The organism is Ruegeria sp. ABM4_193 (genome assembly GCF_056158705.1).
In genome coordinates this window covers 660,869-675,551 of sequence record NZ_JBSWTT010000001.1, presented here as the reverse complement: position 1 = coordinate 675,551, position 14,683 = coordinate 660,869, and the positions used below count along the sequence as shown (strand labels likewise).

Here is a 14,683-nt window from a genome sequence, read left to right as displayed (position 1 = left end):
GTGCCGTTTTGGCTAGGCTTATCCCCTGGCAACGTCATTACAGTGACACTAGGCCCTGAATTTTTACCCTGCAAGAGAGTGAAGCTTCACAATTTCAGACGTTACGCGCGCAAGTCCTTGGGCGATCCCATAACCACATACGACGTGATCGACGTAACATGGGGCAGTGTTCCCAACACCTCGGTATGAAAAGTCTTGTAGGACGGCAGGTCGGCGCATTCGACCCGAAGTAAGTATTCGATAGTGCCAGTGATGTTGTGGCATTCAACAACCTCGGGGGCTTGTTGCAGGGCGCGTTCAAACCCCTCTTGCGCGGCTTTTGTGTGCTCACCTAAGCCAACACCGATATAGGCAACAAAGCCTACCCCCATAGCGGTTGGGTCCAGAACCGCGCGATAGCCAGTGATAACCCCAGCCTTTTCAAGCTCTTGCACGCGGCGCAGACAGGCCGAGGGCGACAGACCGACCCGTTCGGCCAATTCTAGGTTACTGATCCGCCCATCACGTGTTAATTCACGCAATATCTGGCGGTTTATTTGATCATTCTTCATCATAAGTTGCGAACTTACCGAAAAGACGCACGAAAAAGCAATTTCATTCTTTCAGACCCCGGCAATACTGCGCGCCATGACCTATGACATCCTGATGGCCCTGATCGTCTTCGCCTTCGTGACCTCGATCACCCCGGGGCCAAACAACCTGATGCTGATGGCATCAGGCGCGAATTTTGGTTTTCGACGCTCGATCCCGCATATGTTGGGCATTGGCCTGGGGTTCACGGTCATGGTGCTGCTGGTGGGTGCAGGGTTGGTACAGGTGTTCGACAGGTACCCGATCAGCCACACAGCGTTGAAAATCGTTTCCGTCGTTTATCTGCTGTATCTGGCTTGGAAGATTGCACATGCCGCACCAGCCCAAGGATCCGAGGCGTCGGGTGTCCCCATGACTTTCCTGCAAGCGGCCGCCTTTCAATGGGTGAATCCCAAGGCGTGGGCCATGGCCCTGACGGCCACGACGGCATATGCCCCCAATCAAACGCTGTACGCGATCCTGCTGGTGGCCCTTGTTTTTGGGGCGGTCAATCTGCCTTCGGTCAGCACCTGGACGGTCCTTGGTCAGCAGATGGCGCGCGTGCTGACAAATCCGCGCAGGCTGGTGGCCTTCAACTGGACTATGGCAGCGCTGCTTATTGCCTCGCTCTACCCTGTGCTTTGACCGCATTGAGTGATGATGACAAGCCGTGGTTCTTGGGCTATCCCGCATAGCATCTGACACGCTATGCGGCATACAAGAAAGGTATCCCTGATGGCCAACCCACTTTACGATGGTTTGTTCGGCGTTCACGCAGGAAAAGACACAACTTTTTTGTATTTACCTGATGGTGAAACCCTCAGCTATCAGGCGTTTTTGAACACCGCAGCTCAGATCGCGCATGTATCGGCAAAGCTGGGTCTGAAACCCGGGGATCGCGTGGCCGCGCAGATCGAAAAATCGCCCGAGGCGCTGGCACTTTTTGCCGCCTGCGCACAGGCTGGCCTTGTGTTCCTGCCGCTCAACACCGCCTATACCGTCGATGAACTGACGTATTTCATCGAGAACAGCGGCGCGTCTCTTGTCGTTTGTGATCACTCCGCTCTCGAAAAGCTAAGACCGGTAGCGGCCCGGCTTGATGCGCAGGTTGAAACCCTGAACGCCGATGGCTCGGGCTCTTTGACGGAACAGGTAAAAGGTATGCCTGTGCATTTCGAGACCGTTGACCGGGACGGAGAGGATTTGGCGGCCTTCCTCTATACATCCGGAACTACGGGGCGGTCGAAGGGCGCGATGCTATCGCAGAATAACTTACTGTCCAACGCGCAGACATTGGTCGAAGAATGGCGCTTTACTTCTGACGACGTGCTGCTGCACGCCTTACCGATCTTTCACACCCATGGGCTGTTTGTGGCGACTAACGTCATGCTGGCAGTCGGGGGCAGCATGATCTGGCTGCCCAAATTCGATCTGGACCAGATCATCGACTGGATGCCGCGCGCCACGTCAATGATGGGCGTTCCAACCTTCTACACCCGCCTTCTGGGCGACGCGCGTTTCACCAAGGACCTGTCGGCCCATATGCGGTTGTTCGTGTCCGGCTCGGCCCCTTTGCTGGCCGACACCCATGTGCAGTTCGAAGAACGTACCGGCCACCGTATCCTGGAACGCTACGGCATGACCGAAACAAATATGAACACGTCAAACCCCTATGACGGAGAGCGCCGCGCCGGAACAGTCGGCTTCCCGCTGCCCGATGTCGAGCTGAAGGTTTGCGACGCTGACGGCAACACCCTCCCGCAAGGAGAAATCGGTGTCCTAGAGGTGCGCGGTCCCAACGTCTTCAAAGGTTATTGGCAGATGCCCGAGAAGACCGCTGCGGAACTGCGCGCGGATGGGTTCTTCATCACCGGCGATCTGGGGCGCATAGATGAGGACGGATATGTCCATATCGTCGGGCGCAACAAAGACCTGATCATCTCGGGCGGCTACAACATTTATCCCAAAGAGATCGAATTGGTTCTGGACGACCAACCCGGTGTGCTGGAAAGCGCGGTGATCGGTGTGCCGCACCCGGACTTCGGCGAAACCGTCCTGGGTGTGATCGTGGCCGAGCCCGGAGAAAGCCCCGATTTGGACCAGATACAAACCTCAGTGTGTGAAAGCCTGGCGCGGTTCAAACATCCGCGCAAATTGATCGTGATGGATGAACTGCCCCGCAATACCATGGGCAAAGTTCAGAAAAACGTCTTGCGCGATCAGTACAAGGACATTTTCTCAAACGCCTAAGGTTGAGCGTCTTTATACCCTGCCTTGGGATTTCCATCCAAGGATGCTGAGGCAGGCAAACAAAACTGCCGCCACACAGACAATCGATGGTCCCGCAGGGGTGTCAAAAACATAAGCCGCTCTTAGCCCTGCAACGGCTGAAAACGCGCCGATCCCGGCGGCAATCAGGGCCATGGACTCGGGTGAACGCGCCAAGTTGCGGGCCGCTGCGGCCGGAATGATTAGCATGGCCGCAATCAGCAGAACGCCCACAACTTTGATCGCCACTGCCACGGTGACAGCCAGGGACAGTGTCAGGATCAACTGCTCTCGCTTAGGATCAAAGCCACTGGCATAAGCCAGTTCTTCGTTCAGAGTGGCCGTCAACAGCTGCGACCAGCGCCAGGTGATCAGCGCAACAACCAACGCCGCACCGCCCCAGATCACGATGAGGTCCGAACGGGAGACTGCCAGAATATCCCCGAACAGATACGCCATCAAATCGATGCGTACACCGGACAGGAACGACACAGCCACCAATCCAAACGCCAGGGCAGAATGCGCCAGAACGCCCAATAGGGTATCCATCGCATAACCGCGACCGGCCAACAGGGTCACGGTCAGCGCCATGATCAACGCAACGGCCAGTGCGCCGGTGAAGATCGATATCTGAAAGGTCAGCGACAACGCCACGCCCAGAATCGCGGCATGCGCCGTTGCATCCCCAAAATACGCCATGCGCCGCCACACGACGAAACACCCAAGAGGGGCTGCCGCAAAGGCCACGCCGACACCGGCGAGCGTCGCGCGAGTCATGAAATCATCAAGCATTATTCTGCCGCTTCTTTGGGTGGGTGGTCATGATCATGATCGTGATTGTGGTCATGCTCGTGCCGGTACAGCGCCAGCGCACCACCGGTGCCCGTGCCAAACAGGGCCCTGTATTCCGGTGCCGACGCCACAACCGCCGGAGAGCCTTCGCAACAGACATGTCCATTGAGGCAAATCACTCTGTCCGAGGCGCTCATGACCACGTGCAATTCGTGGCTGATCATCAGGATGGCACATCCGGTTTCACGGCGCACCGACTCAATCTGTTGATAGAAGCTGGCTGACCCACGTTGATCCAGCCCCTGGGTCGCCTCGTCCAGCAACAGAATGTCAGGCCGGTTGATCAACGCCCGCGCCAGCAGTACCCTTTGGAACTGTCCACCGGACAACTGAGACATCTGGCGGTGCAACAGATCCGGCACACCGGCAGTTTCCAGCGCTGCAACACACTGCTTGTGCGACACACGGTCGGTCAGGCGCATAAACCGTTCGACGGAAATGGGCAAAGTCGGGTCGACATGCAGCTTCTGAGGTACATACCCAATCTTCAGGCCTGGCTTCAGGGACACTTGCCCAGAAGACGGACGCGTCGCACCGATAATGGCCCGCAGCAAGCTGGTTTTTCCCGAACCATTGGGACCGACGATGGTGACGATTTCACCCGGTTCGACGGCCATGTCCACACGACTCAGCACGGTATGCGCCCCATAGCGCACGCTGAGGTTTTCAACGGTGATCAAGGCCATCTTTATGCCTTTTCGGTGCAGTCGGGGCAGAGACCCTCGGCTTCCACAACCGTACGTTCAATCTCGAAACCCGCCGCGCGTGCGGCGGCGCCCAGAACACCTTTAGCCGGGGCTGATTGCGCTTCGGCCACGGCATCACACTTTCTACAGATCATGAACGCCGGAGAATGCGACTGCCCCGGATGCGAGCACGCCACAAACGCATTCAACCGCTCGATCTTGTGGACAAATCCGTTCTGCACCAGAAAATCCAACGCGCGATACGCAACGGGCGGCTGTGAGCCAAAACCTTCATCGCGAAGTCGGTCCAGAATTCCGTAAGCGCCAATCGCGCGATGCTCTTGCAGCAGCATTTCAAGAACCTTGCGGCGCACTGGCGTCAGGCGCAGCCCTTCAGCCGCACACCGCGCTTCTGCCGAGGCCAGGGCCGTCTCGACGCATGTCTGATGGTCATGTTCTTGAAACCCTACCGGAGCCGTGTCTTTGGCCGGTACAGGGCGTGCATCACTTGTCATGTTATTTCATATCATGTATTGCCACTCGCAACGTTATAAAATCACACAGAGGGTCTGATGTCCAGAAAGCTTCTTCCATTGTCGATCACAGCTGCATTGATGGGTGGAACGGCCCTTGCGGACGCACCAAATGTTGCGGTTGATATTGCACCGGTCCATTCGCTGGTCGCCCGTGTTATGGACGGCGTCGGAACCCCGGACCTGATCGTTGCACCAGGTGCTTCGCCGCATGAATACAACCTTCGCCCGTCTGAAGCCGCAGCGCTGCAAGAGGCCGATCTTGTGTTCTGGATGGGCGAAGATCTGACGCCATGGATGGAGAATGCGATCAATACGCTGGCCGACGGTGCAACCGTCACATCCATGCTGGAGGCCGACGGTACTGTTCTTCTCGATTTCCGCGAAAACGCTCTGTTCGAGGCGCATGATCACGGGGACGAAGACGATCATGACCACGACGACCACGCCGAAGACAAGGATCACGACGATCACGACCACGGCGATGATCACGACCATGATGATCACGCCAAAGAAGATGGGCACGATCATGACGATCATGCCAAAGATGACGACCATGATCACGAAGAACATGCGGACCACGACGGGCATGATGATCACGACGATCACGGCCACGAAGATCATGCCGAAGAAGATGGGCAAGATCATGAGGATCATGACGAGCACGATCATGACGATCACGCCAAGGATGACCATGATGATCACGACGACCATGGCCACGAAGGGCACGCCCATGGCGACCATGACCCCCATGCCTGGCTGTCACCGGCAAATGCAGAAACCTGGCTGAATGTGATCGCGGCGCAGCTGTCTGCGGCGGACCCTGAAAATGCTGGCACCTATTTTGCCAACGCCGCAGCTGCGCGCGAAGAAATGGCTGCGCTGTCTGCTGAAGTGGCCGAAACCTTGGACCCTGTGCGGGGCGGCAGCTTCATCGTGTTCCACGACGCCTACCAGTATTTTGAGGACGCCTTCGACTTCCCCGCCTCGGGCGCAATTTCGATCGGTGATGCGTCCGACCCCAGCCCAGCGCGCATTGCGGAAGTTCAAGGGCGTATCCGCGATGAAGGTATCGACTGCGTATTGACGGAACCTCAGTTCAATCCGGGCATCGTTGAAAGCGTCATGGGTGGCGTCGAGGCAAAAACCAGCGTGATTGATCCGCTGGGATCCAATCTGGAACCGGGTGTCGATCTTTATCCAAATGTCATTCGTAGTCTGGCGAAATCCCTGGCCGAGTGCCTCTGAATCTGTCGTTTCAGCCCGGCCAAGGTCGGGCTGCTTGCAGCCCGGGGTAACGCTTTTTGCGAGTATTTCAGTTGGGTGACAGCGTTACCCCGGGCGCTCAAACAATCACGTCAACACCCGGTTCAAAAAAGGCGCGCAATCAATCGCTGTCGGTCTTTGCTGCAACACAAACCGCGCAAAAGTCAGCTTGTGTTGCGATCCGATTGCACAATCCAGTCCAAAAACTGTGCGGCGCCAGCCTTGCCAGAGCCCGATGGGGTAACCGAACAAAAGTACCCTCGTGACGTCTCGCGCTCATGATCGCAAGCGCGTACCAGCGATCCACTTGCAAGGTATTCACGCATCAAGGGAGACCAGCCGATTCCAACGCCGAGCCCGTTCAAAATCGCGCGCAGGTAAACCATGTAACTGACATACGTGTCATGAGGTGGCGGTTGCGAAATAACAAGCCCAGTTCCGGCGAAGAAACGATTCCAGTCGCCACGATGATCCGCGCTGTTGAGGTGCAGTAGTTTCTGTTCCGACAGCGATTGCAAATCGAAGGGCGCACGGTTGTCCAACAGATCAGGATGGCACACGGCGATCATGCTTTCCTTGAAAATCAAACCGCTTACGGTTTGCGCCAGTCCCCCTTCCCCGAACAGAATAACGACATCGCAGGCGTTTGGATCGAAATCGTCGTTCTGATCTCGCGTCATGACCTGAAGTTTGACATCCGGAAAGGTGGCCTGAAACTCGGCCAGCCTTGGCAGCAGATAGTGGCTAGTGAAGCCGATACTCGCACTGACCTTCAAGGTGTCAACCGCGTAACGGCTCTGCAACGCTTCAAACCCGTCTCGGATCGCCTCGAAACCTGCGCCTACGGCTTTGGCCAGAAGGGCTCCGTCCTCGGTTAAAGTCAGTTTCGGCTTACTTCGAAGGAATAGCTGCGTACCCAGCTCTGCTTCAAGGGCGGCGATCTGACGGCTGATCGCTGGCTGCTGGACGTTCAGTTCCCGCGCGGCCCGCGAAAAACTTAGATGTCGCGCTGATGCATCGAATGCATTGATCTGGTGAAGAGGGATCGGCCGCGTCACAATCATTCCTCAGGTGAATGTATTCCATTCATCGTTTCCGTCTTTCCTCAAATTTTCAACCGCGAAATGATGCTGGGGACAACGCGAGGGGAACAGGTCTTGCAGAAACGTATTCTGGCGCTTGGTGGAGATGGCATTGGCCCGGAAATCCTGACCTACGGGTTGCAGACCGTTCAGCAGCTTGCAGCCCTTGCCGGGATCGAGGTTGAGGTCACACACGGGCTGCTTCACGGCGCGGCGTGGGAAGCGCATCAGACATTTTGTACCGACGACGTTCTACAGCAGGCACGCATATCAGATGCTGTTCTGATCGGCGCTGTAGGCGGACCCCAATGGGATAACATCCGCGTCCCCGGAGGCGCCGAATGCCAGGACGGGCTGATGTATTTGCGTCATCATTTGCAAACCTATCTGGGTTTGCGCCCGGCACGTGCCCGGGCACCTTTGCTGGGCAGAACCCCGTTTCGCGAAAATCTGGCACACCAGACCGATGTCCTGATCCTGCGTGAAATGTGTGGCGGCGCCATGTTTGCAACCGAACGTGGACGACGCGACGTAGGGGGGCTGCGGCAAGGCTATGACCTGACCGCCTATGACGAGGCCGAAGTGGCGCGCTTCGCGCATGGGGGATTTCAGCTGGCCCGGCAAAGGCGCGGCAGACTTGTCAGCTGCGACAAATCCAACGTCATGGAAAGCTACAAACTCTGGCGCGAGGTCGTGACGGAAGTGTCCCGCGACTATCCGGATGTCGTGTTCGAGAACATGTTTGCGGACAATTGCGCCTATCAGCTGATGATGCGGCCACATGATTTCGACGTGATCCTGAGCTGCAACCAACTGGGCGACATTCTCAGCGACCTGTCGGCGGTTTATGCCGGTTCGTTGGGTATGCTGCCTTCTGCCTGCCTGTCGGCCAACCCGGATCAAGGACCGGTCTTTGGAATTTACGAAAGCACCGCCGGATCAGCCCCAGATATAGCAGGCCAAGGCATCGCAAACCCAATAGGGACAATCTTGTCTGTCGCGATGATGTTCACCTACAGTTTTGGACTTCCGGAGTTCGAAACCAAAGTGGAAGCGGCAACAGACGCCACCCTGAAAGACGGCATCAGGACGCCCGATATTGGCGGTTCCGCCACTGGGTCTGAGGTGACGCGAGCGATCCTTGAAAGGCTCACCGGATGAGCGCGTTCGACTATGTGATCGCCGGGGGAGGTTCGGCCGGGTGCGTGCTGGCTGCGCGACTGGCCGAAGAGCGCGACGTGTCGGTCTGTCTGGTTGAGGCAGGCGGTCGCGGACGTGATCTTTTTATTCAAATGCCCGCAGGAAACGGGTTTGTCTTTGGCAATCCCAAACTCGATTGGGGATATGTGTCGGTCCCTCAGGTGGGTTTGAACGGTCGGTCAATTTACTATCCACGCGGCAAAGCGCTTGGCGGGTCGTCGATTGTCAACGGCATGATCTATATGCGTGGTGTTGCCGCCGATTATGACGCTTGGCAACAACCCGGTTGGAGTTTCGCCGAGGTTCTTCCTTATTTTCGTCGCTCCGAAGGGTCACGTGACCGGCGTGATGCCTGGCATGGCACAGACGGACCTCTCAAGACCGAACCCGCGCGCAATTTTGGCCCAATGGACCAAGCCTTTATCGACGCAGCGATCTGCGCAGGGCACCGTAAAACCAGTGACTTCAACGGGTCTGAAAGGACTGGTGTAGCCCGGAATGACAGCACGGTCAGCAACGGCGTCAGGCAATCTGCAGCAATTTCCTACCTTCGAAAAACGCCGCCAAACCTGACAATTCGAACCGGAACTCATATCGCGCGGATCGTGACACGAGGCGGCAGGGCAACAGGGATTGAAACGCTTGCGGGTGAAGTAATCGAAGCCGAACGCGAAGTGATCTGTTGTCAGGGTGCTTTTGGAACACCGCAGCTTTTGATGCTGTCGGGGATCGGTCCGGCAGATCACTTGCGCTCTCATGGGATCAAGGTGGTGGCCGACCTGCCTTCGGTCGGTGCGCATTTGTCTGACCACCCGGATGTTTCAATGCAATGGGGATCAACGCGGCATGACCTGAGCCACGCCAGATATCAGCGCCTCGATCATGCTATGAAATTGATGCTCCACTGGCTGTTGAATGGCGGCGGCCCCGGAGGTGGTGCGTTCTTCTCTACGGTTTTGTTCCACGCTTTTGAGGATCCGATGTTACCCGAGCTCGAGGTTTTCATGACGCCAATGGTTGTCGAGGAAAACCTGGGAAACGGCGCGCGGGAAGATGTACCCTTGCTACAGCGCTTGGGGCGCAGGTTGTTGGTAAGGGGGCGCAAGATGGCGCGGCCCGGCGTTCAGATCGATATCAATCTCGAACGTCCGCGATCAGAAGGATCTGTTCGATTGGCCTGTAAAGATCCGCGGAAGCATCCGCTGATTGACCCCAACTATTTTTCCGACCCCCACGATATCGACGTCCTGCGGCGGGGCGTTGAGGTCATGCGCGAGATCATAGGGCATAACCCGATTGCCAAACTCGTCACAGAAGAGCTCGGCGTTTGGAAAAACGCCAGAACCGATGCCGAGATCGAACAGGCAATTCGAAACACCGCTTACACAGGCCACCATCCTGCATGCACATCCCGAATGGGCGAGGTTTTAGATAATGAGCTCCGCGTGCACGGGATTGAGGGGCTGCGTGTTTGCGATGCCTCTGCCATGCCACGCCAGATCACAGGCAATCTTTATGCAACGGTCGTTATGATGGCCGAGAAAGCTGCCGACATGATCCTTGGCCGCCCCCCGCTTGCGGCCGAATACCCGATGGAGCACGACCAATGAGTGACATCCGAACCTTCAAATTCTTTGCTGGCAATACATGGCGTGAGCCTTTCAGTGGCAGCTATATCGACAGCGAAAACCCGGCCACTGGTAAGGTCTGGGCCAGAGTACCCGATTGTCGTCAGTTGGACGTGGAGCTTGCAGTCGCCGCCGCGAAATCGGCCTATTACGATGGGCCTTGGGGGCGGATGCAACCTGCAGAGCGGGGTCGCGTTTTACGGAGAATGGGAGACGTGATTTCCCGCCATGCCGACAGGTTGGGTCAGGTCGAAACCCGCGACAACGGCAAATTGCCTTCGATGATCACGCCCGGTTTACGAAAGGGTGCGTGGCTGGTGGACAGTTTCCATTACTACGCCGGTATGTGCGACAAATTCGAGGGTCGCGTTACCCCTGCCGAGGCTTCGAACATCCACAATTATGTAAAATATGAACCGTTCGGCGTCGTGGCGCAGGTGCTGCCCTGGAATTCGCCTCTGGGCACTCTGTTCTGGAAGCTCGCCCCGTGTCTGGCGGCAGGCAATACGGTGGTGATGAAGCCATCCGAGCAATCCAGTTGCTCGACCCTGGAATTGATGGCGGTTTTACTGGAAGCGGATTTGCCGCCCGGCGTGTTGAATGTTGTCACAGGATATGGTGCGACAACGGCCCAACCCATGATCGAACATCCTGACGTGCGCATGGTCAGCTTTACAGGCGGCACATCCGGCGGGCGCGCGGCCGCCGTTGCCGCAGCCAAGGGCGTAAAACCCGTGGTAATGGAATTGGGAGGAAAGTCACCTCAGATCGTGTTGCCGGATGCCGATCTTGATCTGGCCGTCAATGGAGTGGCGTCGGGGATTTTCCCACCGGCTGGGCAAAGCTGCATAGCAGGGTCGCGCCTTTTGGTGCATCGGGACATCATTGATGCGTTCTCGGAAAAGCTAGTTGAAACGGTCGCAAAAGCCCGTGTCGGCGACCCGCTGGATCCAGCCACACAGATCGGCCCCATAGCCAACAAACCTCATTACCAGCGCGTCCTGCAGCACATAGCAGACGCTGAAATCGCCGGGCACAAGCTGTTGCTTGACGGCAGAACGGCCTGTCGATCCGAAGGCTATTACATCGGCCCAACCATTTTTGCCGACGTACCGAACGACGCAAAACTTGCGCAGTCCGAGGTATTTGGACCCGTTGTCAGCACTGAGAGCTGGGAAAACGAAAAAGATGTGATCCGAACCGCCAACGATACGCCCTACGGTCTTGCTGCGGGCATCTGGACCCGCGACGTGGCCAAAGCGATGCGGATGGCCGACCGGATCGAAGCCGGCACTGTGTACATCAACAACTACTTTAATGCGGCGACCCAATCTCCAGTCGGGGGGTACAAACAGTCCGGCTATGGGCGCGAAAACGGCTGGGACGGGATGCGATGCTTCTTACAAACCAAATCTGTCTGGCTCTCCACAGATCCCCATCAGCCTGATCCGTTTGCATGAACGACAGTGTTGCGCAGCAGAGGAAGAATGACATGAAGGGCACTTTCGGCGACGGCAGCAGATTAACACAACATATCCGTGCCGCTGCGGTTCTTGGGCCGCTGCTCACCATGCGGATATGTGCGGGGGAAAAGGCTAGGTTTCAGGCTACTCTGGGTGCAGTTTCATGACCGCAATTTCCCGGCTGGGGCAGTTTGCAGCGCATGCAGTTCCCCCGCCTGATCTACGCGAAGTGATTGCCCCGGCAATCGCCGACTGCTTTGGATGCATCCTCGCCGGGTCGACAAGCGAAGTTGCCATGCGCGCGACCCGGGCCCTGGGCAGGTTTGGCGCAGGCCCCTGCCCGCTATTTGGCACGAACCAGACCCTGAGCGCGCTCTTTGCCGCTCAGATCAATGCGATCGCTGGTCATGCGTGGGATCTGGATGATTGGGAGGAGCCGGGGAACACGCATCCTACCGTGGTGTTGCTGCCCGCCCTTCTCGCGGCCAGTACGTTTCGCCGCACCACCGGGGCAGAGCTGTTGGCGGCTTATGCAGTCGGCGCCGAAATCATCATGCGCCTTGGCGAAGCCGTGAGCTTGGATCACTATGCGCGTGGGTTCCATTCCACGGCTACATTGGGCACGATCGGCGTTGCCGGGGCGGTATCGCGCCTGCTGGCCCTATCGGCGGATCAGACTGCGCACGCCCTGTCATTGGCAACCTCGACAGCGTCAGGCTACACGCTGCAATTCGGGTCAAATGCAAAACCGTTGCAAGCCGGATGGGCGGCACGGAATGGCTTGGAAGCAGCTGTGTTGGCAGCGCAAGGCGTCACGGGGCAACCGCACGTTCTGGATCACGCGCGAGGCTTCGCCGGGCTTCAAGGAAACTACGATCCATCGGTATTTAACGCCGCGATGGACAAAATGGGATCGCCTTGGGCTTTGGGTGAATATGGCCTTGTCCTTAAACCCTGGCCCTCTTGCGGGTATACACATCGGCTGATGACCGCAGCGGCAAACCTGCGCCCAGCGGTTAACGGAAGGCTTTGGGACATCACCGCGATTGATACCCGCTTGCCCGATTTCCACGCCGAGATATTGCCGTTCAATCACCCCACGTCACGCGCGGAAGCCTTGTTTTCAGTCCCAGCTTGCGTCGGTCAAATTCTGGCCTCGGGCAACCTTACGCTTGCAGACAGCGAAGACGCGTTCTGGAAATCACCTGCTGTTTCAAGGTTGATCCAACTAACGCGTGTGACAGCCGAACCCGCACGAAACCCGAACCTCAACTATGACCCCGATCAACCCGACTTGCTGCGCATAGAATTTAATGACGGGAGCGCAGTTTCGGAAGCCTGCGCTTTCCCGCTTGGCGCATCGCAGAACCCGATGACCAACTCCCAACTGGCCTCAAAATACACCGCGCTCACAGGACAACCGGAACGCGCATTCAGCGACCTTCTTGCATGGCCTGATGCACAGGACAGTGCCACGTTCTTTAAGGGATATTCAAATGAACCAGCGTAGACGATCAGGTGGCCGTGCGGCGCGACACCAAGCGAGAAACGATGGGGCCGGGTCTGGGCCGACACGCGCGATCTGGCCTGGAATTGAGGGCGGGCAATATGCGCCCCTCACCCAGGCTGAGATTGAATTGGTCGATCATACTGCCATGCGTATTCTCGAGGAAATTGGCGTGAAAGGCGCGACGCCGCGATGCATCGAAACACTATGTTCAGCAGGTGGGTCCCTGACGGATGACGGGCGTTTGTTGTTTCCTGAGGCAATGGTTCGAAAGACCCTTCAGATTGCAGGCCGCGGCTTCAAACTCTGCGGTCTGTATCCCGCAAATGACATCGACCCCTCTTCGTCGCGCACGCATTTCGGCACATCGGGTGCTGCCGTCCACATGATAGACAGTCAAACAGGCAAAATACGCGACACAACTCTGCGCGACCTATACGACATGGCGCGTTTGGCTGAACAACTGCCGAACATCCATATGTTCCAACGCACTGTTGTCGCGCGTGACATTGCGGACCCGCGTGAAATGGACCTCAATACGCTCTACGCCTGTCTGAAAGGAACAAGCAAACCCACAGGTACGTCTTTTGGATCGCCGGACGTCATGGAAGAGGCTGTCAGAATGCTTGCCCTTCTCATGGGCGGGCCCGATGCCTTGCGTGCACGACCGCCGGTTTGCGTGTCCACCTGCTTTGTCGTCCCGCCGCTGACATTCGCCGAAGAAGCACTTGGTGTGATCGAATGTGCGGCACGGCACGGTATTCCGCTCAAGCTTGTCTCGGCCGGTCAGGCTGGTGCGACCAGCCCGGCCCCATTGGCCGGGGCCGTGGCGCAACAAACCGCCGAGGTCCTGGCCGGGATTGTCTATGTCAACCTACTGAACCCCGGTCACCCAGCCACTTTCGGAGCGTTGCCATTTGTCAGTGATCTGCGGACCGGGGCCATGTCCGGAGGGTCCGCCGAGCAAGGTTTGCTGATGGCCGCCTGCGCACAAATGGCGCGCCACTATGATATCCCATGCGCTGTCAGCGCTGGCATGACCGACAGCAAACTCCCTGATTTTCAAGCTGGGTACGAAAAGGGATACACGGAACTTCTGGCCTCACTTGCTGGCGCAAATCTGGTCTACGAAGCGGCAGGAATGTACGGTTCGCTTCTTGGCGCATCGCTCGAAAGTTTCGTATTGGACAATGACCTCATTGGTTCAGTGATGCGGGCGACCCGCGGGTTCGAAGTATCGGAAGACACATTGTCACTTGAAACCATCCGCGATGTTTGCGTCGGAGGACCGGGGCACTTTTTGGGTCACGCGCAGACCATAAACCGAATGGAAAGCGACTATTTCTACCCGGCGATGGCGGACCGCAGAACACCGCAGGAGTGGTCTGAGGCACCTGATAAAGATGTCCTAGAACGGGCCCGACTGCGCACCCAAGAACTGCTTGCCAATCCAAGCCCTACACATATCCCCAAAGACATAGACAAGGCGATACGGCAACATTTTCCCATAAGGGACCTGCGGTAACTTTAGTGAAACTCTTAGGCCCAACTTAAAGGTTGAGGTATTTGCAGCGCTATATCAAAAGCGGTTGAAACGCGGCGCATCCGATTTAAGAAAGCCGCGCCAC

At 57.2% G+C, this 14,683-nt stretch carries 13 protein-coding genes; 8 read left to right on the top strand and 5 right to left on the bottom strand.

All coding sequences use genetic code 11. The features are described 5' to 3' along the window. Positions 1–101 precede the first annotated feature (101 nt). Positions 102–554: an Lrp/AsnC family transcriptional regulator gene (locus tag ACXADZ_RS03295; RefSeq protein WP_171671893.1), complete on the bottom strand. Its 453-nt coding sequence runs from the start codon at positions 552–554 to the stop codon at positions 102–104. Between the two features lie 73 nt (positions 555–627). Here ACXADZ_RS03295 and ACXADZ_RS03290 point away from each other — a divergent pair, with 73 nt between their 5' ends. Continuing rightward, positions 628–1,215, top strand: coding sequence for a LysE family translocator (locus tag ACXADZ_RS03290; RefSeq protein WP_475192651.1), 588 nt, complete (start codon positions 628–630; stop codon positions 1,213–1,215). A 90-nt stretch (positions 1,216–1,305) separates the two neighbouring features. Next, positions 1,306–2,820, top strand: coding sequence for a malonate--CoA ligase (locus tag ACXADZ_RS03285; RefSeq protein WP_475192649.1), 1,515 nt, complete (start codon positions 1,306–1,308; stop codon positions 2,818–2,820). A gap of 12 nt (positions 2,821–2,832) precedes the next feature. Here the strand turns inward: ACXADZ_RS03285 and ACXADZ_RS03280 are convergent, their stop codons facing one another. From ACXADZ_RS03280 to ACXADZ_RS03270, 3 genes are read right to left on the bottom strand one after another with little or no spacing between them, the layout of a single operon-like run. Then, on the bottom strand, positions 2,833–3,630 hold the full coding sequence (locus ACXADZ_RS03280; RefSeq protein ID WP_475192648.1) for a metal ABC transporter permease: 798 nt from the start codon (positions 3,628–3,630) through the stop codon (positions 2,833–2,835). Then, positions 3,630–4,376, bottom strand: a complete 747-nt coding sequence (locus ACXADZ_RS03275) for a metal ABC transporter ATP-binding protein (protein ID WP_475192646.1) — start codon at positions 4,374–4,376, stop codon at positions 3,630–3,632. The genes ACXADZ_RS03280 and ACXADZ_RS03275 overlap by 1 nt, the downstream gene beginning before the upstream one ends. A gap of 2 nt (positions 4,377–4,378) precedes the next feature. After that, positions 4,379–4,891, bottom strand: coding sequence for a transcriptional repressor (locus ACXADZ_RS03270; protein WP_171648513.1), 513 nt, complete (start codon positions 4,889–4,891; stop codon positions 4,379–4,381). Positions 4,892–4,948: 57 nt separating this feature from the next. On the opposite strand from ACXADZ_RS03270, the gene ACXADZ_RS03265 reads away from it, so the two are divergent. Further along, positions 4,949–6,157 (top strand): zinc ABC transporter substrate-binding protein, encoded by a 1,209-nt coding sequence (locus ACXADZ_RS03265; RefSeq protein ID WP_475192645.1) that lies wholly within the window; start codon positions 4,949–4,951, stop codon positions 6,155–6,157. 182 nt (positions 6,158–6,339) lie between these two features. On the opposite strand, the gene ACXADZ_RS03260 is transcribed toward ACXADZ_RS03265, so the two are convergent. After that, on the bottom strand, positions 6,340–7,233 hold the full coding sequence (locus ACXADZ_RS03260) for a LysR substrate-binding domain-containing protein (protein WP_475192644.1): 894 nt from the start codon (positions 7,231–7,233) through the stop codon (positions 6,340–6,342). 99 nt (positions 7,234–7,332) lie between these two features. Between ACXADZ_RS03260 and leuB the strand changes: the two genes are divergently transcribed. The 5 genes from leuB (at position 7,333) to ACXADZ_RS03235 (ending at position 14,580) form a co-directional block, all read left to right on the top strand. Next, positions 7,333–8,418, top strand: a complete 1,086-nt coding sequence (gene leuB, locus ACXADZ_RS03255; RefSeq protein ID WP_475192642.1) for a 3-isopropylmalate dehydrogenase — start codon at positions 7,333–7,335, stop codon at positions 8,416–8,418. Then, positions 8,415–10,067 carry a GMC family oxidoreductase gene (locus ACXADZ_RS03250; protein ID WP_475192641.1) on the top strand — a complete coding sequence of 551 codons (1,653 nt, stop codon included), beginning with the start codon at positions 8,415–8,417 and terminating at the stop codon, positions 10,065–10,067. Before leuB ends, ACXADZ_RS03250 begins: the two co-directional genes overlap by 4 nt. After that, complete coding sequence (locus tag ACXADZ_RS03245; RefSeq protein WP_475192638.1) at positions 10,064–11,545, top strand: aldehyde dehydrogenase; 1,482 nt, start codon at positions 10,064–10,066, stop codon at positions 11,543–11,545. Before ACXADZ_RS03250 ends, ACXADZ_RS03245 begins: the two co-directional genes overlap by 4 nt. 166 nt (positions 11,546–11,711) lie before the next feature. Then, the gene (locus tag ACXADZ_RS03240) at positions 11,712–13,058 is read left to right on the top strand and encodes an MmgE/PrpD family protein (protein ID WP_475192636.1); all 1,347 of its coding nucleotides are present in this window, start codon (positions 11,712–11,714) and stop codon (positions 13,056–13,058) included. Beyond that, positions 13,045–14,580 carry a trimethylamine methyltransferase family protein gene (locus ACXADZ_RS03235; RefSeq protein ID WP_475192635.1) on the top strand — a complete coding sequence of 512 codons (1,536 nt, stop codon included), beginning with the start codon at positions 13,045–13,047 and terminating at the stop codon, positions 14,578–14,580. Before ACXADZ_RS03240 ends, ACXADZ_RS03235 begins: the two co-directional genes overlap by 14 nt. Positions 14,581–14,683 lie beyond the last annotated feature (103 nt).